Genomic DNA, 18,269 nt, shown 5'->3' on the forward strand with positions numbered 1-18,269 from the left:
TGAGCATGAAGAGACGTTATTCATTGATCGCTGCGGCGCTGATTTCTACAGGCGTTAGCGCAGGAGAGTGGGACTATCCAGCAGGCAACCAAGTGGTGAGTGACGCAGCGGCGGCGCAAGACTATTTGCAACGCCATTATCCTGAGGCAGGGACGGTGTCATTACGCTATCAAACGGAGAGCAAACTCGGCCACCAGTACAATTTCAATATTGCTGTGAACGGCGAATACCAACCGCAGCGCGCCTTAGTGGTCCATACCGACCAAGATGGCATCGTACGACGTGTCTTCAAGAGTTTGCACGACACCATTCTTCGCAACGGCGAGGCAACAAAAGCGTCTGAGTTAGAATCACCCCGCCGCTTAAAAGCCCAGTATCCACCCTCTTTGGCTTCTGGGGAGGTGGTCACTGCGACAGTGAATGTGGTGGATCCAGACCTGAGAACCATGGACAGACACGTTGCGCCAGAACTGCCTTGGCTTGATGTGGCAGACTACCCAAATACCCCAAGGTTTTTTGAACGCAACGTTGAAGTCTTAAAAAGTGGTGAGCATTACTACTTGTCGAATTCGCGTGTGACGCAAGTGGATGCGGAGTATTTGGAAGAGTATCAGGCAGATAGCAATACCTGGGTAAAGAGTGGCAGCGCGTCATTTTTGCCACCGGAAGGTATTGTGCAGTTTCGCCAACTCAGCGAGCTAAACACGCTCACCTTTGCCAGCAATGACTTTACTCAAGTGATGGCGTTTTACCATATCGATGAATCGTTGCGATATGTTGAATCTCTGGGCTATTCGCTGTTTACAGAGCCTGTGGTGTTTGATGGCCGAGGGCTATCCAACAACAACTCAAGCTACTTCCTTGGCCCAAAGGCGGCGATGTTTGGCATTGGTGGCTCTCCTGATGCGATTGATGCGGATATCGTCATTCACGAACTTGCCCATGGCATCCATTATCAAATAGTTCCTGACTGGGCATATGGTCACACCGGTGCCATCGCAGAAGGGTTTGCTGATTACTGGGCAGGATCGGCAAGTTACAGAAAGCTTCACCAGCAAGGCTCAAAATTTGAAATTGACACCGTATTTAACTGGGATGGCTATTTTGGCAATCGTATTTCTACACGCAGTCTTTGGAACCAACGCGCGAAGTATTTTGAGACCAGTGAATATCGCGCTCACGAAAGTGTCGGTGGTGAGCTCGGGGACGAGCTATGGTCGACACCTTTATTCCAAACCTTAAAACAGGGCGTTGAAAAATACGGAGAAGAGGCGTTCGCCGAAATAGATACCCTAGTCTTGGAGTCGATGTTTGGCCTTGGCCGCGGTATGAAGATGCACGATCTAGTTGAGAGCATGTTGTACACCGCCAAGACGCTTTATCCGGAGAAAGAGTATTACGACATTCTCAAGCGCAACTTCGCCACTCATGGTCTAGAGAAAGCGCCGTTTGTGCTTGAAGTCGACAGCCGTTACGTTGATCCCGCTCAGCCGATGGCGGTTCGTTTGATTGCCAATGGTCGCCAAGCCTCGGTTGATGGAACGGTGACGACCTCGAGCGGCCATCAAGCTGTCATTAAGCAAGACAAGTTTTCTGTCGCAAACCAAAGGATTCAGCTCGATGGTAAGGCGTTGTGCGCCAAGCCGTTTGAACTGGATGCGAATATTGGTTACCAGTACGGTCCTGATTTACGCATGCTCAACTGGACCGACAATCGCACACTGATTATGGGCATTCCACAGCTTAGCCAGCCATTAAAGGTTCAAAACTCCGCGTTGCCAGACGCATCGTTGGCAAGTAACGGTACGTTCAACGCTGGGTTCAAGAGCTTTAACTTCATCATCAATGACAAACAAACGGTCACTGAGGATTTCGGTGTCTATCTCAAGTTCCAACACCAACAAATGAGCGATTTGCAGGTGGAGCTCGTCTCGCCATCGGGAGTTAGGCAAACATTGATCGCCAATCCCCGCTATTCACTGAGTGAAAAGCATTTCTATTGGGTGGCGAAACATGATCCGCAGCTTCGAGCCTTTGTTGGGGAGCCGCTTAATGGCACTTGGCGACTGGAAGTGTCCGATGTCGGTTTAGGCGATACCGGGACATTGGTCGAATGGGCAATCGGTTTAGTCGAGCGTTATAGCTGTGAGCAGACGACCGACAGTACAGAAAATAACAACACCAACAATAAATCCGGCACAGGGGGAGGCGCGTTCTCATGGGGGCTTTGGCTTCTTGGAGGACTATTACTCTGGCGTCGTGAGCAAAAACACACTCATTAATTTAGAAAGCAGCAATATGAAAACTCAACTTACTTTGCTTGCCGCAGCTGTGATGTTAGCAGGTTGTGGTGGCTCAGGAGGCTCTGATGAGAGTGCTCCAACCTATACTCTTTCCGGAACAGTGAAAGCACAGTCTATTCAAGGCAATGAAAAAGTATGTGCTGACCTTAACCAAGACTTTGTGTGCGGTTCAGGTGAGCCAAGCACGACAGCCAACAATGGTCAGTACTCCATTACCAGTACGAGCAAGGCCATTTTGGAAAACCCAATCGTGGTTGAAATTGACACAGGTTCGACGGCGCTGAACACGCGCGCGGATGCCGCTAACCAAACCGCGATCTTGGTTGCGCCGGCGCAGAACAAATTAGCGGGCAACGATATCAGTGCGGTATCGACTCTAGTGGCTGGATACGTAGCTTCTGGTGAGAGCTTAGCAACGTCAGTGGCTCGCGTAGAATCACACTTTAAAGCGCTGGGTTTACCTTCAGACGACATCATGCAGCAAGTTGACGACGCAGCGTTTCAGACTCTGGAAAAAAACATTCTTACGCTAACCAGCGCGATGGAAGAGTCTAATCGAAACGATCAAGTGTTTGCGTTGGCGGTTCAACTTGATGACCAGACCACCACGTTAGGCAAAGAGTTGTTAACGGATCAAAGCGCGAAAGCGATGATGGTAAAACTCGCTTCTCAGATTACGTTATCTCAAATTGCATACCGTGATCACAATGATACTGGGATTACATCTTATGTAACTGATGGTGGTTATGTGGATCAATCACCAGCCGATTACCCGGGTCAAGACGCCGACTTTGGTCATGATAAAAACGATGACGGCTTTAAATTTGTGAAGCTGGATGCGTCAGGCAAAGCTCTCTCTGAAGACGCTGCCGAGTGGTCGTGTGTACAGGATCAACGCAGTGGTTTGATTTGGGAATCGAAGCTAGATAACGCAGGCTCTCCCCGCCATTTTGATCGTCTGTTTGCTTACCAAGAAAGTGGAGTGATTGAACCTTACATCGAAGACATTAACATCTTAGGTTGTCGCAGTACGGACAACATCTGTACCACAGAAGAGTACGTGAACTACCTAAACAAAGAGGCGGTGTGTGGCATCACCAACTGGCGTTTGCCGACCTCTCATGAAGTATATGACTTGATTGATTTCGGTGAGACAGAAACGGACGCTGACAACCAAGCCTACGGTTTTACCAAGCAGTTTTTCCCGCTGCAAAGCAAAGCGAGTTACTACGAAACGGGCGTGATTTGGACCAAGTTCGCATCGTTCTCTGAGTACTCGGATCAAGCCGCTGCGAATGGGCACTTCTTTAATGCGATTGAGACTCGAGGTAAATCTCGTGGTTCGATTTCACCGCAAGAAATATACACCAGCGAGACGCCAACGGATAACTCCGACTCTTATCAATTTGCGGTTCGTTTAGTGGCATTCCCGGAGAACAAATAATGAAAAAACTGACAATCGGTATCGCGTTAAGTTTGGTATCCACTTTTTCTATGGCCGCTCAAGAGTGTCATGTTGATTTTAGTAAAAGTGCGCCGAATATTCGTTACGAATTTAATGACAATGGCACCATAAAAGACAAAGTCACAGGGTTAACCTGGATGCGCTGTGCAGTGGGGCAAGAATGGAATGCAAAGCAAGCGACTTGTACGGGCAACGCAACAGGTATGTTTTGGCAGGCAGCACTAAATGAAGTGGTGTCGATCAACCAAAGTGAGAGCCACAAATTACACCAATTTGGCGGCAAGCAAAAATGGCGCATGCCGAATATCAAAGAATTGGTGAGCTTGGCTGAATTTTCCTGTCGTACGCCGGCGCTAAACACCAAAGCTTTCCGTGGCGCCTTCGACACACGTACAGATGATGCTGATCTGACGTCTTACTTGTGGAGTAACCACCATTTTCCAGGCACGCAAAGAATCATGACATTTGACACGCGTAACGCGGAGGTCTTTAGCTACGGCATGTCTCAATCAAAACTCGGTGTCTTGCTGGTGGCGGACGAAGAGTAACAAACACAAGCGAGCCTTCGGGTTCGCTTTTTTGATCTCATTGCTGACATTATCGGTAACAGATTAAAACAATCTTAAAGCGACCATGAGATGAGAAAATCAACCACTGCCAAAGGATTCAAAACGCACCTCGACACCAAGGTGTGCCCTGTTTGCCTGCGTCCATTCAGTTGGCGCAAAAAGTGGCGAAATAACTGGGCCAATGTGATCTATTGCTCAGATGGGTGTAGAAAACGCAAAACCGTCAGCATGGGTTAGGCGATGCGAAGTGATGTTGTGTGGTGCGTCACTATCTGCGATTGGATTAACACGACAAAACCAGAGTTTAAGGTACTCTAAAGTGGACTAGTGATAGAGAGAGGACACCATCGATGTCGAAAAGCACAAAACTACAGCATGAAGACAAACTGGTAAAAAAAGCGCTCGAAATTGGTGGCAAGATGGCCAAGATGCAAGGGTTTGATTTACCGCAGTCCCCTCAGCCTGTACGAGTCAAAGCCATCTACTTGTTCTTAGTTGATGCCAAACAAATTACGCCATTGCCAGAAAGTAAATTGGATGGTGCAAACATCAAACACAGACTGGCACTTTGGATACACAGTGCGCTGCCAGACAATGATCCGCTAAAATAGTCATTGATAGGCTAGCAACATTTTTAGCTAGCCTATGTTCAATCCATTTATCTCTTTCAAAGACATGGCTCATATTATCTCATAACTCTATGAATTTATTGGCTTATAAAAATAAAAGTAGAAATGTCTATCTATTATACAGACATCATGTATAGTGGTGACAGCTCAAACACAGAGCTATTGATAACTATTTAGTTCAAGATCTTCTCAGTATTCTTTTGACTCGTCATATCTATCCTGCGATACCTTTTTCTTCATTCCTTATTTAGTAGCTTTATTTTTAACTCATCAATCTATCGAGATATATATGTCAAATAAAACAACTGGCTTAGTAAAGTGGTTTAACGAATCAAAAGGCTTTGGTTTCATCACTCCAGACAATGGCAGTGCTGATGTATTTGTTCATTTCCGTGCTATTGCAACGGATGGATTCAAAACACTTGCTGAAGGTCAAAAAGTCGCTTTTAACGTAGAGCAAGGTGGCAAAGGCCCACAGGCAGCTAACGTTACCCTAGCGTAAAAGATATTCGAGATCTTACCCATGCATTCACAGTGGTGAGATCTCTCTAACAATCTTAAAAGGAGTAATATAATTAGAAAAAGTAATCGAAAAATTTATTGGTACTACGTTCAACGCGAGCAAAAAGTCACACAAGAGCAAAAATCAATTGTACCAAATTAGATACCACCTTCATCAAAATAATATCTATTGGTCTGCAACAATAAATCAACTAAATAGTGATGTGTTAAAGCGCCATATCCTTCCTAAATTAAACTCTTCCGATTTAATGCTGAATTTTTCATTTTGTGAAAGAGAGAGTGTGGGTGAAATTAAGAGTTCTGAAGGAAAGGTTCTGGGCGAATTTTACCTCTTATAGAAGAGTGAGTATCTATATTGAAGAAAATAAATGGTCGTAAGAAAAAAACTGGTCATGATAACGAAGAGTCGTCAACTGAACGACAAGAAACCATTCATGAAATCAGAAAGAAAATTGAGAGCATTCTTTTAGAACGCGAGCAGAAAAAACTATGGGACTTGTGAGAACCAAATGAGAAAAGCAGCAAAGAAACCCGTTAAAAAAATGCGCAAAAATGACTTTGAAGAGCGTCTATCTTTCATGGTTGCCGCCTACCAAAAAGAAAAAGAGACTCTTGACTTGATGGAAGAAGGCAGTGCCGACTACCTGAAACAAAAAGCTAAATGCGACAAACTCTTTGCTAACACGGAACGTTTTGTACACGCAAACTGAGCGAGCCAACCTAAAGTTGCCATTTTACAATGGATTGCCTTCAACAAGATATTTAACCAAATTATCGGAAATGATCTCATCGCGAACATTACCAATGGTTGACCACATCTGACCCACTAACTCTGGGTTCTCTGCCGCGAAGCGCTGGCTGAAAATCAGATAGTAGTACTTTCTGAGTATTGGTGGGTTGACCTTCACGATATTGGGTAATTGGTTCTTTTCGATGTAACTGTCGGCGATGTTACTTTGGATCGCCACTGCCGATACACGCCGCTTCTTCAACAATTCGAACAGTTGAGCGGTACTTGGCATCTCCAATGTCTCTATACCTTTATCAGATAACACCTTCTGAATAGAAAATCCGTTGTGCACTCCGATTGGACTTCTGATACTTTCCGACAGGTTTATCCCGTCCCACTCCAGTGATTGATCACGAAGGCGATAAAAAAAGTAATCGAGTGTCGCGATACGCAATGCGCTGTCAGCTTGGCTATCTTTGGTGGGATAAGCAGCGTAACGGGCTCGTTCTGGACTATAAGAGAAAATAAAACCGCCATCGACTTGATTAGTTTTGATTTGCTGAAGGACTCTTTTGCCCGGGATTCGAACGTATTCGATTTCTAAATCCAAGGTATCAGCGGCCTGTTCGATGATATCGACGGATAGCCCAGGCGGCGAGGCGACCGCATTACCGTTGCCTATTTGGAACGGAAATGATTCAACGTCAGAGTAGGCAAGTCTGATGGTTTTAGGCGATGAGGCATAAGCACTAAAAGCGGACATCCACATCACAAGTACAACGAATAGAGAGCGCATTCAATTCTTTCCGTAGAGTTACAATTATCACTTTTCCACATCAATTCGTTGGTGCAAAGTGTCGGTTATTTGATTTTATCGATAATCTTAGTTTGGTACTGTCTACTGATTCTCGCTTTGAAACGATGACAAGCTGGGTCGCCCCTCCTACCGTTATGCTAGACAGGTAGTTCTTTAGACTGGCTTGCAAAACAACCCACTCAGCCTTGAGTTTAGAAGAACCCAATTCACTGTGCCACTTCGGGAAATTGACGCTGCAGCAATTACAAAAAGGCGAACCTTGTGGTTCGCCTTTGGCTATTTAAGTGAGTTTCCAACTTGGTTATCTGTGTTCAACCAGAAAAATTACTCTTCGTAGTTGTCGATGCTTGGACACGAACAGATCAAGTTGCGGTCACCATAAACGTTGTCTACGCGGTTTACTGTTGGCCAGTATTTCCACTGCTTAGTTGCAGGAGAAGGGAAGCAACCCATCTCACGAGGGTATGGGTGATCCCACTCTTCACTTGCAAGGTCAACTTGCGTGTGAGGTGCGTTCACTAGTGGGTTGTTGTCTAATGGCCATGCACCTTCGTGAACCGCTGTGATCTCTTCACGAATCGCGATCATTGCGTCACAGAAGCGGTCGATCTCTTCAAGATCTTCAGACTCTGTGGGCTCAACCATTAGCGTACCTGCTACAGGGAAAGACATGGTTGGTGCATGGAAGCCGTAGTCCATTAGACGCTTGGCGATATCTTCTTCACTGATGCCTGTTTCTTCTTTAAGCGGGCGAATATCGATAATACATTCGTGCGCGACGCGGCCATTAGTACCACGGTAAAGAACAGGGTAGTGTGGGCGCAGACGCTCCATCATGTAGTTTGCGTTTAGAATCGCTACCTTAGTCGCCTCTGTTAGTCCTTCTTCTCCCATCATTGCGATGTAAGCCCAAGAGATAGGCAAGATAGAAGCACTGCCAAGATCTGCTGCTGATACCGCAAAGTCTTCGCCTTCAACACCGTTTTCGATGTGACCCGGTAGGAAAGGTGCTAGGTGCGATTTTACACCAATAGGACCCATACCCGGACCACCACCACCGTGTGGAATACAGAAGGTTTTGTGCAGGTTAAGGTGAGAAACGTCAGAGCCGATAAGACCAGGAGACGTTAGACCAACCTGAGCGTTCATGTTCGCGCCATCTAGGTAAACTTGACCGCCAGCGGCATGAACCATTTCACACACTTCTTTCACTTGCTCTTCGTAAACGCCGTGCGTAGAAGGGTAAGTGATCATGATGCTTGATAGGTTTTCAGCATGCTTTTCGATTTTCGCTGCTAGGTCTGTCATGTCGATGTTGCCATCTTCATCACACTTAACCACAACCACTTTCATTGAAACCATTGAAGCAGTCGCTGGGTTTGTACCGTGCGCTGAGCTTGGGATCAAACATACGTTACGGTGCCCTTCGCCGCGGCTCTCGTGGTAGCGTTGAATCGCGATTAGACCTGCGTACTCACCTGATGCGCCTGAGTTAGGCTGCAGTGAGAAGTCATCGTAGCCTGTGATTTCACACAGCTTCTCTTTTAGATCTTTCGCTAGCGCAGAGTAACCCGCCGCTTGCTCGATTGGTGCGAATGGGTGAATCGAACCAAACTCTGGCCATGTTACTGGGATCATCTCAGCGGCGGCGTTCAGCTTCATTGTGCAGCTGCCTAGCGGAATCATACCGTGAGTCAGTGAGAAGTCTTTGTTCTCAAGCTGTTTTAGGTAACGCATCATCTGCGTTTCGCTGTGGTGCGTGTTGAATACTGGGTGAGTTAGGTATTCAGAAGTACGACGAAGCGCTTCAGGAATCGCTGCAAATTCGTTGCTCGCAATTTCTGATGACAGTGCGTTTACGTCTTGTTCTACGCCAAATACGGCAAATAGTGCTTCAACGTCAGCAACGGTTGTTGTTTCATCTAAGCTAACACCGAGTTGAGTTGGCAGTTTGCGCAGGTTGATGTCAGCTGCTTGAGCTTTTGCGTACAGCGCTTGAGTCTGTTCACCAGAATTGATGGTGATGGTATCGAAGAAGCTGTTGTGCGCGAGTTCGAAGCCAGCTTTAGTTAGACCAGCAGCAAGGATAGCAGTCATGTGGTGAGTACGACGCGCAATAGTACGCAAGCCTTCTGCACCGTGGTAAACCGCGTAGAACGATGCCATGTTTGCAAGCAGCGCTTGAGCAGTACAGATGTTTGATGTCGCTTTCTCACGGCGGATGTGCTGCTCACGAGTCTGCATCGCCATACGTAGTGCTTGGTTACCGTTCGAGTCGATAGAAACACCGATAACGCGACCAGGCATCGTACGTTTGTGCTTGTCACGTGTTGCCATGAATGCAGCGTGTGGACCACCGTAACCCATAGGTACGCCAAAGCGTTGTGCTGAGCCGATCACGACATCTGCACCCATTTCACCTGCAGGTTTAAGTAGAGCTGAAGCGAGTAGGTCTGTAGCAACCGTGACTAGGGTTTTGTTAGCTTGCGCTTTAGCGATGATGTCCGTTAGGTCGCGAACTTCACCCGTTGTTCCAGGGTATTGAACAAGCGCACCAAACACGTCTTGTTCTGGTAGCGACTCTAATGCACCGACTTGTACGTCAAAGCCGATGTACTTAGCGCGAGTTTTCACTACTTCTAACGTTTGAGGGTGAACATCATCTGCCACAAAGAAAACGTTGCTCTTGCTCTTACCAGCGCGCTTACATAGCGTCATCGCTTCGCCCGCTGCTGTTGCTTCGTCAAGCAGTGAGGCGTTAGCAATGTCCATTGCGGTTAGGTCCATCACCATTTGTTGGAAGTTAAGCAGAGCTTCTAGGCGGCCTTGCGAAATCTCTGGCTGGTAAGGGGTATATGCTGTGTACCAACCTGGATTTTCAAGCACGTTACGTAGGATTACGTTTGGCGTGAAAGTGTTGTAGTAACCTTGACCGATGAACGTACGTTTGATTTGGTTTTGGTCGGCAAATTCGCGCATGGCAACCAACATGTCAGCTTCGCTTTTTGCTTCGGCCAGTGTCATTGGTTTTTCTAGGCGGATTTGCGCTGGAACTGTTTCATCAATCAACGCGTCTAGGTTTGCAACGTTGATCGCTTCCAACATTTTTTGTTGGTCAGATTTGTTTGGACCGTTGTGGCGAGCAACGAACTCATTTTGTGTGCTGAGGCTTTGAAGTAATTCAGTCATTGTCCTTTACCTACTCCATCGTTCGGTTATCGGTTGTCACTACTGACAATATTGCTTATACGTCCGAACTTTGAAAAAAAGCTGCCTCTGAGAACAGGGGCAGCCTTGCTAATTTTCCTAATTACTCGTCTTCGATTGAGTTTAGGTACTCTTCTGCGTCTTTTAGGTTGTCGAGTTCAGATGCATCAGACATCTTCACTTTCACGATCCAACCGCCTTCATATGGTTCTTCGTTGATTAGCTCTGGGCTGTCTTCTAGTTCTTCGTTGATTTCTACGATTTCACCGGTGATTGGTGCATAGATGTCAGACGCTGCTTTTACAGATTCAACCAGTGAGAAGCTTTCACCTGCTTCAACTTCGTCTTCAACCTCTGGTAGGTCAACGAATACAACGTCACCCAACATTTCTTGTGCATGCTCAGAAATACCGATCGTTACTGTGCCGTCACCGTTATCGCGTACCCACTCGTGGCTATCTGCAAACTTCAGTGTTTTGTCCATTGCTTAATCTCCAAAAATAACTTTGATTAAATTGTTTATTGGTAAAGTGGGAAGCGAGTGCACAGTGCTTTCACTTCTTTGCGAACGCGTTGTTCAACTTCTGGGTTGCCTTCTGGGTTTTCTACCAACCCGTCAAGAACGTCGCCAATCCAATTACCGATGAGTTTGAATTCTTCAGCGCCAAAGCCGCGGCTTGTGCCCGCAGGCGTCCCTAATCGGATGCCCGATGTAATCATAGGCTTCTCTGAATCGAATGGGATGCCATTTTTATTACATGTGATCCCCGCACGTTCTAGTGCTTCTTCTGTCACGTTACCTTTCAAGCCCTTAGGACGAAGGTCAACCAACATTAGGTGAGTATCTGTACCGCCGGTCACAATGTCGCACCCGCGAGTTTGCAATACTTCAGCAAGAACTTTTGCGTTGTTGATCACTGAATCAATATAAGTTGAAAATTCTGGGCCGAGCGCCTCGCCAAACGCGACGGCTTTAGCCGCGATAACGTGCATTAATGGGCCGCCTTGTAGGCCAGGGAACACGGCAGAGTTGATTTTCTTGATGATATCTTCGTGGTTAGTCAGAATCATACCGCCACGTGGGCCGCGCAATGTCTTATGTGTTGTCGTCGTAACAACGTGAGCATGCGGCAGTGGGCTAGGGTGTGCACCTGTCGCAATTAGACCGGCAATGTGCGCCATGTCGACCATCAAGATTGCATCAACTTCGTCTGCGATTTCGCGGAATTTAGCAAAATCGATGGTACGTGGAATTGCACTACCACCTGCGATGATCATTTTTGGCTTGTGCTCAAGAGCCAGTTCGCGAACCGCGTCGTAATCAATTTCTAGCGTGTCGCGATCCACTCCGTATTGAACGGCGTTAAACCATTTACCAGAAAGCGCTGGGCGAGCACCGTGGGTAAGGTGGCCACCCGCATCTAGAGACATGCCAAGAATAGTGTCGCCTGGTTGAAGAAGAGCCAGCTTCACCGCGCCATTTGCTTGAGCACCGGAGTGAGGTTGAACGTTTGCGTAGCCACACTTGAAAAGTTGCTTTGCGCGTTCGATAGCGATCGCCTCTACTGTATCAACGTGTTCACAGCCACCGTAGTAACGACGACCCGGGTAACCTTCTGCATATTTATTAGTAAGGCAGGTGCCTTGGGCTTGCATGACTGCTTTAGATACAATGTTCTCAGAAGCAATCAGCTCAATTTGTTCGTTTTGACGTGTGTTTTCCGCTTGAATCCCAGCGAACACAGCGTCGTCAGTAGCAGCAAGATTAGTCGAGAAAAAATTCTCTAGGCTGTGATTTTGGTACGTTTTGTTCATGGTAGATGACCTTCCATTGATGCCGATGAGATAGTTATTTAGGTTTGTAGTTCTCATCAGTCTTTTTCTAGTACTGCTCTTCTCTATGTAAGAGCAAAGCGACATTTAACGCCCCAAAACTCAGTATTCAATCCGTGGGGCAAAACCGAAAACAATTGTTAAATCTATCAAGCAACCGATTCGGAAATAGCATCTCTACAACTAACAAGTTGGTAACATAGCGGTTGTCGTAACAACAATCAACCAAAAATTTCCTATTGGAAACAAGGTTTCTAATTTTGTTATCGAGAGCACGGTTTATTTCTTGTTCTAATCTTTTTTCTCTGATCGCCTTCGGGCACAATGAAAATGAAACAGGAAGTAGCAGAATATAAGAAGAGGGAAGCATGCCCGAAGATATCTATGATGAATACCCATCATTGACGTTAGCCAAGGAATCGAACGATCAAAACATCGAACCATTGAAGCTTGGCGAGAAAATCAAAGACATACGTGGCAAGTTAGGGATTACCCTTGAAGAGGCAAGCCAACGCACGGGATTAGCGCGTTCAACACTAAGTAAGATTGAAAACGAACAGATTTCGCCTACCTTCCAAGCGATGCAGAAGTTGGCTATGGGGTTGCAGATAGATATGCCGCAACTCTTTGAACCACCAAGAAAAAAAGTTGCAACAGGGCGCAGAGATATCACTAAATCCGGTCAAGGAAAGCCGCACCCAACGCCTACTTATGAGCACGAACTGCTCGCCACTCAACTGTCTAACAAAAAGATGATGCCGTTCAAAAGCCAAGTGCATGCACGGAGCTTTGACGAGTACGGAGATTGGGTGCGTCATGATGGCGAAGAGTTTCTGCTTATTCTTTCAGGAACGGTTCGGTTTTATTCTGAGTTCTATGAGCCAGTGGAAATGAGTGAAGGGGACAGTGTCTATTATGATGCCAATATGGGCCATATGCTGATTTCTACCAGCGAAGAAGATGCACATATTTTGTGGGTGACCGCTAAATAACGTAACGTGCTCTTAGTTTTCCTATAATAAAAGCAAACGATTGCTTTTGTGTTTTTTCTGAGTACAATAGCGCCATCTTGAGCGACATAGGTTCAAGATGGCGCTTCTCTTTCCCTTCTGTTGATGTGAATTTAATGTTAAATGTCACATTTTGAACTGTTCTCGACTTGTTAATGGTGCAAAAATTCTCCACTCGTGTTTATTATTGGAAACAAGGTTTCCTAGAGTGGAAAACGAACCTGATTAAACGGAGACAACAATGACTCAAGATCTACTAAAAACACCACTTCACTCTTTACATGTTGAAGCTGGCGCGAAAATGGTTCCTTTCGCAGGCTACGATATGCCAGTGCAATACAAACTCGGCGTGAAAAAAGAGCACCTGCACACCCGTGATGCGGCGGGTCTGTTCGACGTATCTCACATGGGGCAATTACGTCTGCACGGTGAAGGGGCTGCGGCGTTTCTTGAGTCTTTGGTCCCAGTAGACATTATCGACCTATCAGTTGGCAACCAGCGCTATGCGTTTTTCACCAATGAACAAGGCGGCATTATGGATGACCTTATGGTGGCAAACCTTGGGGATCATCTGTTTGTTGTCGTCAATGCGGCGTGTAAAGAGCAAGACATTAACCATCTTGAAGCCCACCTTCCGTCGGGCGTAGAGCTAGAAGTGATTGATGACCGAGCACTACTGGCATTGCAAGGCCCTAAAGCCGTGGATGTCCTCAAGCGATTCAATGCTGAGGTCGCAGACATGCTATTTATGGATGTGAAGAAGCTTGAGATTTTAGGTGTTGAGTGCATCGTGAGCCGCAGTGGCTACACGGGTGAAGATGGCTACGAAATCTCTGTACCAAACACGCATGCACAAGAGCTAGCACAAAAGCTAACAGCTGAAGAGGAAGTCGAGTGGATCGGCCTTGGCGCTCGTGACTCTCTGCGTCTTGAGTGTGGATTGTGTTTGTATGGTCATGATCTCGACACAACGACAACACCTGTTGAAGCAAGTCTTCTGTGGGGCATCCAAAAAGTGCGTCGCACGGGCGGTGAGCGCGAAGGTGGATTCCCAGGTGCGGACATCATCCTCAAGCAAATTGAGACTAAAGACGTGACGCGTAAGCGTGTTGGTTTAGTTGGCCAAACCAAAGCCCCAGTTCGTGAAGGCACCGAGCTGTTCGACGCTGATGATAACAAAGTAGGGATTGTTACCAGTGGCACGGCTGGACCTAATGCTGGCAAGCCGGTTTCCATGGCTTATATTCGAGCTGATTTAATGGCCGTTGGCACTGAGTTATTCGCCGACGTGCGCGGTAAAAAATTGCCAATGACTGTTGAGAAAATGCCATTTGTGCCGCAGCGTTATTATCGCGGTTAAGCATTTGTAAGCATCATTTAAATTGTGAATCAAACCTCTCGACTGAGAGGTTTTTTTATATGTATGATGTCGGCAGTAGTTTTACAAAGGATATTTTTATGAAAAGGCTTACTGCAGTTCTTGCCGTTATGCTCTCAGCTGGAGTGCAAGCGGGGGATGTAAACCCGTACATTATTAATGGTAGCCCGACGACCGACAGTGAACTGAGTGGTAATTACCCTACGTTTACCAGTCTGTATTTTCATGATGGGTCGAAGTTTGGTAACTACTGTGGCGGCACCATCATTGATGCTCAACACGTGTTAACTGCGGCTCACTGTATCTATCGAGATTATGAAGCCATGCTTCACACTTGGGTTGTTCCCGGTCTTGCGGACCAAACCAAGTACAATAATGGCGGTTATCAATCTGCACGAGTTGAGAAAATTTACTATCAAAGCTCTTACAGTCCCAACTTAGATCCTTCGAAGGGGCCTGTTCTTCCTGATGATATTGCTATTCTTAAACTAGAAAGGCCACTATCCATTGGCAACTACAGTAGCTATTTAAACACAATAACGAATGATGTTTACGCTAACACGCGAGGAGCGGATACGTTTAAAGCTGTAGGTCGAGGCTACACCAACCATGTTGCTAACGATAAAGGTCAAACTGTTACAAGGACGACGACGAATGTTGTTATGCAGACCAGTTTAACCTTTGCCACTAGCGGAATCTGTAATTCTACTAGTAAACAATTGTGTTTCGATGGCCCGCTATCGGGTAGTTACAAGAATTCAACCTGTAATGGTGACTCCGGTGGACCAGTTTATTGGTATGACGGTTTTAAATACCAACAGATAGGTATTACAAGCTACGGCCCGGGGACCTGTGGGGATCAAGACCGTCCGTACACTTCGGTCTTTACGGAGGTATACGACTACGCAAACTGGATAAACGGTGTTGTGAATGGTGCAGTCGATCCTACTTTTGAAGTTAGAAGATCATCAGGTGTTCGTTCATTGGTCAACTTTTCTACGGGTTGGGTGATGAGATCATCTTCAGCGCTATCGGATGAAACCTCGATGCCAAAAATTAGCTCAACAAGCTCAATTGGTTCTTCTGGCTCTAGCGGCGGCTCACTGGGCTTCTTCTCTTTATTGCTACTAGGCGCATTGTCTCTTAGAAAGAAAATCCTCCGCTAACACGATTAAACCTTTGCTCTCCCCGTTCGTAAACTAAACTTAAGAGTGATGCTTACGAACGGAGAAAGTGATCATGGTTCGATTTCTACTAGCGAGCGTGATAACAGCTTGGAGTTCGTTCGCCTATAGCTTTGAAGCTACTCCGTATATCGTCAATGGCACTACTGCCAACATTTCTAATTATCCTACATTTGCCAGTCTGTTTTACCGCAGTAACACGCTTTATAGCACCAGCAGCTTCTGTGGTGCGACGCTAATTAATAGTGAGTATGTACTTACCGCAGCGCATTGTATTTACGGTCAAAACGAAACCATGCTCTATAGCGTGGTTGCGCCGCAACTCGAAGATGAAAGCCAGTTTCTATCGAGCCCTCAAGCCCGAGTTGTCGAGTTTTATTACCCAGATACCTATTCTGACTCGCCGGTTGATTTATGGCGCGACGATATTGCCATATTAAAGCTCGAAACGACTTTAGGTGTTGGTGACTTTAAATACTTGCTCAACACTACGATCAACAACAGTTTTCCCTCTAACGGCGAGTTTATTGCGGTTGGCCATGGTTATATAGAAGGCAACCAACCCGGAGGGGGGCAGTTGCTCGAAACCGAGTTGGAGTATATTTCGACATCTGCTTGCCAAGCGGAGTTTGGCAGTGCGATCACTGATAAACATTTGTGTTTTGGTGGGCCTGAAAAAGATGGTTATCAAAATTCGACTTGTTCAGGAGATTCTGGAGGGCCAGTCTATTATTACAACGGCCTCGATTATATCCAAGTTGGGTTGACGAGCTTTGGCCCTGCATTGTGTGGAGACAACCGCTACAGTGTGACCTCCGTGTTTACCGACCTTTATGATTACCAAGGTTGGATAGATCAAGTGCTTGCAGGTGAAGTGGAACCCAAGGCATATGTCTTGGTTGAAGATGGTGTAAGAAGATTGATCAATAACGAAAACGGCAGCAGCCAAGTGGAAGTTACTCCGGATCAGTTAACCACAAGCAGCAGTGGAGGAGGAGGGGGGTTTTACGGTCTCTTGGTTCTACTTCTCATTGCTTTCAAACGAAGCATAAAATGGTAGTTTTACGCTTTTTCGAAGTAAAAAGTACCTTTCTCAAAAGTGAGATTTAACTATACCTCTATGATATATAAGGGTTTTACTTAGGTAGGTGTCGCGATTATAAGACCTGCTATATTGACTAATCTTATCTAAACGATAGTTTTAACTTATCTATAGGGTGGAGCTGGAGAATTCCTCAATGACAGAAAGCAAAAACTATCAAATCACACTTTTGTCGGATGTGAGCATGCAATCGAATCTATTTAAAGATTCGCTAGAGAGAGGGCTTCAGCTTACCGTCAACATGGTTTCTGTCGATGATCTTCGTACACATGATGGTTCGTCTCGCCTACTGGGTGATTTTGTGTTGTTCGATTTTCAATACCTAGATGATGACCGTTTCAACGAGTACAGCCAAATAAAAGCGGCGAGTGAAACCGCGATCAAAGAAATCGTCATTAACTGCCCTAAAGATGTGACATCGACTCAGCTGTTCAAATGGCGTAATCTTGTTGGAGTGTTCTACATCGAAGATGATATTTCGTTGCTGATCAAGGGTATGGAAAAGATCATGAATGACGAAATGTGGCTGTCGCGCAAAGTGGCTCAAGACTATATTGAATATTTCCGCTGTGCAAATACCGTGACAACATCGCAAGCGTACGCAAATCTGACGAAACGCGAAAAAGAGATCATGCGTTTATTGGGGCATGGTGCTTCCAACTTACAAATCGCCGACGAACTGTTTGTGAGCGAAAATACGGTCAAAACGCACTTACATAACATCTTTAAGAAAATTAACGCTAAGAATCGCCTTCAAGCATTGCTCTGGGCCAACAATAACATTGCTTTGGAAGAGCGAGCATAGAGACTTTGCAAAAATAAAGAAATCAAAAAAGAGCAGCTAGTGAGCTGCTCTTTTTATTGCTAAAGGATACAGTGCTTAGCGAAATCTTTTGCTTCGTTAGCACTCCAGTCGCCTTTCGGTTTCTCTTTTAAGTCGTTACACCAGGCTTCGCTTCCAACTTCCGTACAAGCGGTAAGTGACATTGCCAAAAATAGAAGTGCAGTCAGTTTTTTCATCATCGTCCTTGTTGATGGTTTACAGTGTCACTAGGTTATCGGCTTCTTGCTGACTCAGTCAATAAGTGACTTTAGAGAATACAGTGTGTTGCGAAGTTTTTGGCTTCGTTCGCGCTCCAGTCACCTTTGGGTTTGTCACTCATTGACTCACACCATGATTGACTGCCGACAGCATCTTGCAGCACGCAGTGTTTTGCATAATCGAGGGCATCTTGAGCGCTCCATTCACTCTTGGGACCTTGTGCTTTGTTATCACACCAATTTTGGGTACCTACCTCATCTTTACACGCAGACAGAGCAACTAGGGCAAACAAAACAAGGGGTAATTTCTTCATAATAGTGTCCTAAATTTATCTGGCGCAACTATACCTAAAAACCGTGAGAAAGTGTGTGCTATTTCGGTTAATTATGGCGAAATTTGGCATATCGAAACGTTTCGATGGGTGAGTTCGATCACTCTTTGTCGCGTTTAACCGATTAAGGTAAAGATCCACCTCACA

At 45.9% G+C, this 18,269-nt stretch carries 18 protein-coding genes; 12 read left to right on the top strand and 6 right to left on the bottom strand.

Translation table 11 applies throughout. The annotated features are described in order from the left end of the window. The first annotated feature begins 5 nt into the window (after positions 1 to 5). From OH458_RS09955 to OH458_RS09985, 7 genes are all read left to right on the top strand, one after another. Entirely contained in the window at positions 6 to 2,282 is a 2,277-nt protein-coding gene (locus OH458_RS09955; RefSeq protein WP_269978204.1) for a proprotein convertase P-domain-containing protein, read from the top strand. Positions 2,283 to 2,298: 16 nt separating this feature from the next. Next, positions 2,299 to 3,747: an Lcl domain-containing protein gene (locus OH458_RS09960; protein WP_269978205.1), complete on the top strand. Its 1,449-nt coding sequence runs from the start codon at positions 2,299 to 2,301 to the stop codon at positions 3,745 to 3,747. Next, positions 3,747 to 4,316 carry an Lcl C-terminal domain-containing protein gene (locus OH458_RS09965; RefSeq protein ID WP_269978206.1) on the top strand — a complete coding sequence of 190 codons (570 nt, stop codon included), beginning with the start codon at positions 3,747 to 3,749 and terminating at the stop codon, positions 4,314 to 4,316. Before OH458_RS09960 ends, OH458_RS09965 begins: the two co-directional genes overlap by 1 nt. Positions 4,317 to 4,406: 90 nt before the next feature. After that, a complete protein-coding gene (locus tag OH458_RS09970; protein ID WP_269978207.1) occupies positions 4,407 to 4,574 on the top strand; it encodes a DUF2256 domain-containing protein in 168 nt (55 codons plus the stop codon). Positions 4,575 to 4,687: 113 nt separating this feature from the next. Beyond that, entirely contained in the window at positions 4,688 to 4,948 is a 261-nt protein-coding gene (locus OH458_RS09975) for a DUF5062 family protein (protein WP_005469730.1), read from the top strand. A gap of 307 nt (positions 4,949 to 5,255) precedes the next feature. Beyond that, positions 5,256 to 5,468, top strand: coding sequence for a transcription antiterminator/RNA stability regulator CspE (gene cspE, locus OH458_RS09980; protein WP_269978208.1), 213 nt, complete (start codon positions 5,256 to 5,258; stop codon positions 5,466 to 5,468). Positions 5,469 to 5,997: 529 nt separating this feature from the next. Then, entirely contained in the window at positions 5,998 to 6,198 is a 201-nt protein-coding gene (locus tag OH458_RS09985; protein WP_269978209.1) for a hypothetical protein, read from the top strand. Positions 6,199 to 6,222: 24 nt separating this feature from the next. On the opposite strand, the gene OH458_RS09990 is transcribed toward OH458_RS09985, so the two are convergent. The 4 genes from OH458_RS09990 to OH458_RS10005 all read right to left on the bottom strand — a co-directional run bounded on the left by OH458_RS09990 (position 6,223) and on the right by OH458_RS10005 (position 12,057). Then, a complete protein-coding gene (locus OH458_RS09990) occupies positions 6,223 to 7,014 on the bottom strand; it encodes a substrate-binding periplasmic protein (RefSeq protein WP_269978210.1) in 792 nt (263 codons plus the stop codon). A gap of 345 nt (positions 7,015 to 7,359) precedes the next feature. Continuing rightward, the gene (gene gcvP / locus OH458_RS09995) at positions 7,360 to 10,224 is read right to left on the bottom strand and encodes an aminomethyl-transferring glycine dehydrogenase (RefSeq protein WP_269978211.1); all 2,865 of its coding nucleotides are present in this window, start codon (positions 10,222 to 10,224) and stop codon (positions 7,360 to 7,362) included. 121 nt (positions 10,225 to 10,345) lie between these two features. Then, positions 10,346 to 10,726 (bottom strand): glycine cleavage system protein GcvH, encoded by a 381-nt coding sequence (gene gcvH / locus OH458_RS10000; RefSeq protein WP_005469554.1) that lies wholly within the window; start codon positions 10,724 to 10,726, stop codon positions 10,346 to 10,348. Positions 10,727 to 10,761: 35 nt separating this feature from the next. After that, positions 10,762 to 12,057, bottom strand: coding sequence for a serine hydroxymethyltransferase (locus OH458_RS10005; RefSeq protein ID WP_269978212.1), 1,296 nt, complete (start codon positions 12,055 to 12,057; stop codon positions 10,762 to 10,764). A 386-nt stretch (positions 12,058 to 12,443) separates the two neighbouring features. Between OH458_RS10005 and OH458_RS10010 the strand changes: the two genes are divergently transcribed. The 5 genes from OH458_RS10010 (at position 12,444) to OH458_RS10030 (ending at position 17,554) form a co-directional block, all read left to right on the top strand. Beyond that, positions 12,444 to 13,067 carry a helix-turn-helix domain-containing protein gene (locus OH458_RS10010; RefSeq protein ID WP_269978213.1) on the top strand — a complete coding sequence of 208 codons (624 nt, stop codon included), beginning with the start codon at positions 12,444 to 12,446 and terminating at the stop codon, positions 13,065 to 13,067. Between the two features lie 259 nt (positions 13,068 to 13,326). Beyond that, on the top strand, positions 13,327 to 14,445 hold the full coding sequence (gene gcvT / locus OH458_RS10015) for a glycine cleavage system aminomethyltransferase GcvT (protein WP_269978214.1): 1,119 nt from the start codon (positions 13,327 to 13,329) through the stop codon (positions 14,443 to 14,445). A gap of 98 nt (positions 14,446 to 14,543) precedes the next feature. After that, complete coding sequence (locus OH458_RS10020) at positions 14,544 to 15,629, top strand: S1 family peptidase (RefSeq protein ID WP_269978215.1); 1,086 nt, start codon at positions 14,544 to 14,546, stop codon at positions 15,627 to 15,629. 73 nt (positions 15,630 to 15,702) lie between these two features. Then, positions 15,703 to 16,707 (top strand): S1 family peptidase, encoded by a 1,005-nt coding sequence (locus OH458_RS10025; RefSeq protein WP_269978216.1) that lies wholly within the window; start codon positions 15,703 to 15,705, stop codon positions 16,705 to 16,707. Between the two features lie 178 nt (positions 16,708 to 16,885). Continuing rightward, positions 16,886 to 17,554, top strand: coding sequence for a LuxR C-terminal-related transcriptional regulator (locus OH458_RS10030; RefSeq protein ID WP_005469623.1), 669 nt, complete (start codon positions 16,886 to 16,888; stop codon positions 17,552 to 17,554). Positions 17,555 to 17,613: 59 nt separating this feature from the next. Here the strand turns inward: OH458_RS10030 and OH458_RS10035 are convergent, their stop codons facing one another. Both OH458_RS10035 and OH458_RS10040 read right to left on the bottom strand, forming a co-directional pair. After that, positions 17,614 to 17,769, bottom strand: coding sequence for a DUF3012 domain-containing protein (locus tag OH458_RS10035; protein WP_072016674.1), 156 nt, complete (start codon positions 17,767 to 17,769; stop codon positions 17,614 to 17,616). A gap of 71 nt (positions 17,770 to 17,840) precedes the next feature. Beyond that, a complete protein-coding gene (locus OH458_RS10040; protein WP_269978217.1) occupies positions 17,841 to 18,104 on the bottom strand; it encodes a DUF3012 domain-containing protein in 264 nt (87 codons plus the stop codon). Positions 18,105 to 18,269: the final 165 nt, after the last annotated feature.

The sequence above is a fragment of the Vibrio sp. MarTm2 genome, from assembly GCF_027587055.1.
Classification (GTDB): Bacteria; Pseudomonadota; Gammaproteobacteria; order Enterobacterales; family Vibrionaceae; genus Vibrio; species Vibrio sinaloensis_D.

Coding starts and splice junctions, on each gene's coding strand:
- OH458_RS09955 (WP_269978204.1), top strand. CDS start 6: ATGAAGAGACGTTATTCATTGATCGCTGCGGCGCTGATTTCTACAGGC.
- OH458_RS09960 (WP_269978205.1), top strand. CDS start 2,299: ATGAAAACTCAACTTACTTTGCTTGCCGCAGCTGTGATGTTAGCAGGT.
- OH458_RS09965 (WP_269978206.1), top strand. CDS start 3,747: ATGAAAAAACTGACAATCGGTATCGCGTTAAGTTTGGTATCCACTTTT.
- OH458_RS09970 (WP_269978207.1), top strand. CDS start 4,407: ATGAGAAAATCAACCACTGCCAAAGGATTCAAAACGCACCTCGACACC.
- OH458_RS09975 (WP_005469730.1), top strand. CDS start 4,688: ATGTCGAAAAGCACAAAACTACAGCATGAAGACAAACTGGTAAAAAAA.
- cspE (WP_269978208.1), top strand. CDS start 5,256: ATGTCAAATAAAACAACTGGCTTAGTAAAGTGGTTTAACGAATCAAAA.
- OH458_RS09985 (WP_269978209.1), top strand. CDS start 5,998: ATGAGAAAAGCAGCAAAGAAACCCGTTAAAAAAATGCGCAAAAATGAC.
- OH458_RS09990 (WP_269978210.1), bottom strand. CDS start 7,014: ATGCGCTCTCTATTCGTTGTACTTGTGATGTGGATGTCCGCTTTTAGT.
- gcvP (WP_269978211.1), bottom strand. CDS start 10,224: ATGACTGAATTACTTCAAAGCCTCAGCACACAAAATGAGTTCGTTGCT.
- gcvH (WP_005469554.1), bottom strand. CDS start 10,726: ATGGACAAAACACTGAAGTTTGCAGATAGCCACGAGTGGGTACGCGAT.
- OH458_RS10005 (WP_269978212.1), bottom strand. CDS start 12,057: ATGAACAAAACGTACCAAAATCACAGCCTAGAGAATTTTTTCTCGACT.
- OH458_RS10010 (WP_269978213.1), top strand. CDS start 12,444: ATGCCCGAAGATATCTATGATGAATACCCATCATTGACGTTAGCCAAG.
- gcvT (WP_269978214.1), top strand. CDS start 13,327: ATGACTCAAGATCTACTAAAAACACCACTTCACTCTTTACATGTTGAA.
- OH458_RS10020 (WP_269978215.1), top strand. CDS start 14,544: ATGAAAAGGCTTACTGCAGTTCTTGCCGTTATGCTCTCAGCTGGAGTG.
- OH458_RS10025 (WP_269978216.1), top strand. CDS start 15,703: ATGGTTCGATTTCTACTAGCGAGCGTGATAACAGCTTGGAGTTCGTTC.
- OH458_RS10030 (WP_005469623.1), top strand. CDS start 16,886: ATGACAGAAAGCAAAAACTATCAAATCACACTTTTGTCGGATGTGAGC.
- OH458_RS10035 (WP_072016674.1), bottom strand. CDS start 17,769: ATGAAAAAACTGACTGCACTTCTATTTTTGGCAATGTCACTTACCGCT.
- OH458_RS10040 (WP_269978217.1), bottom strand. CDS start 18,104: ATGAAGAAATTACCCCTTGTTTTGTTTGCCCTAGTTGCTCTGTCTGCG.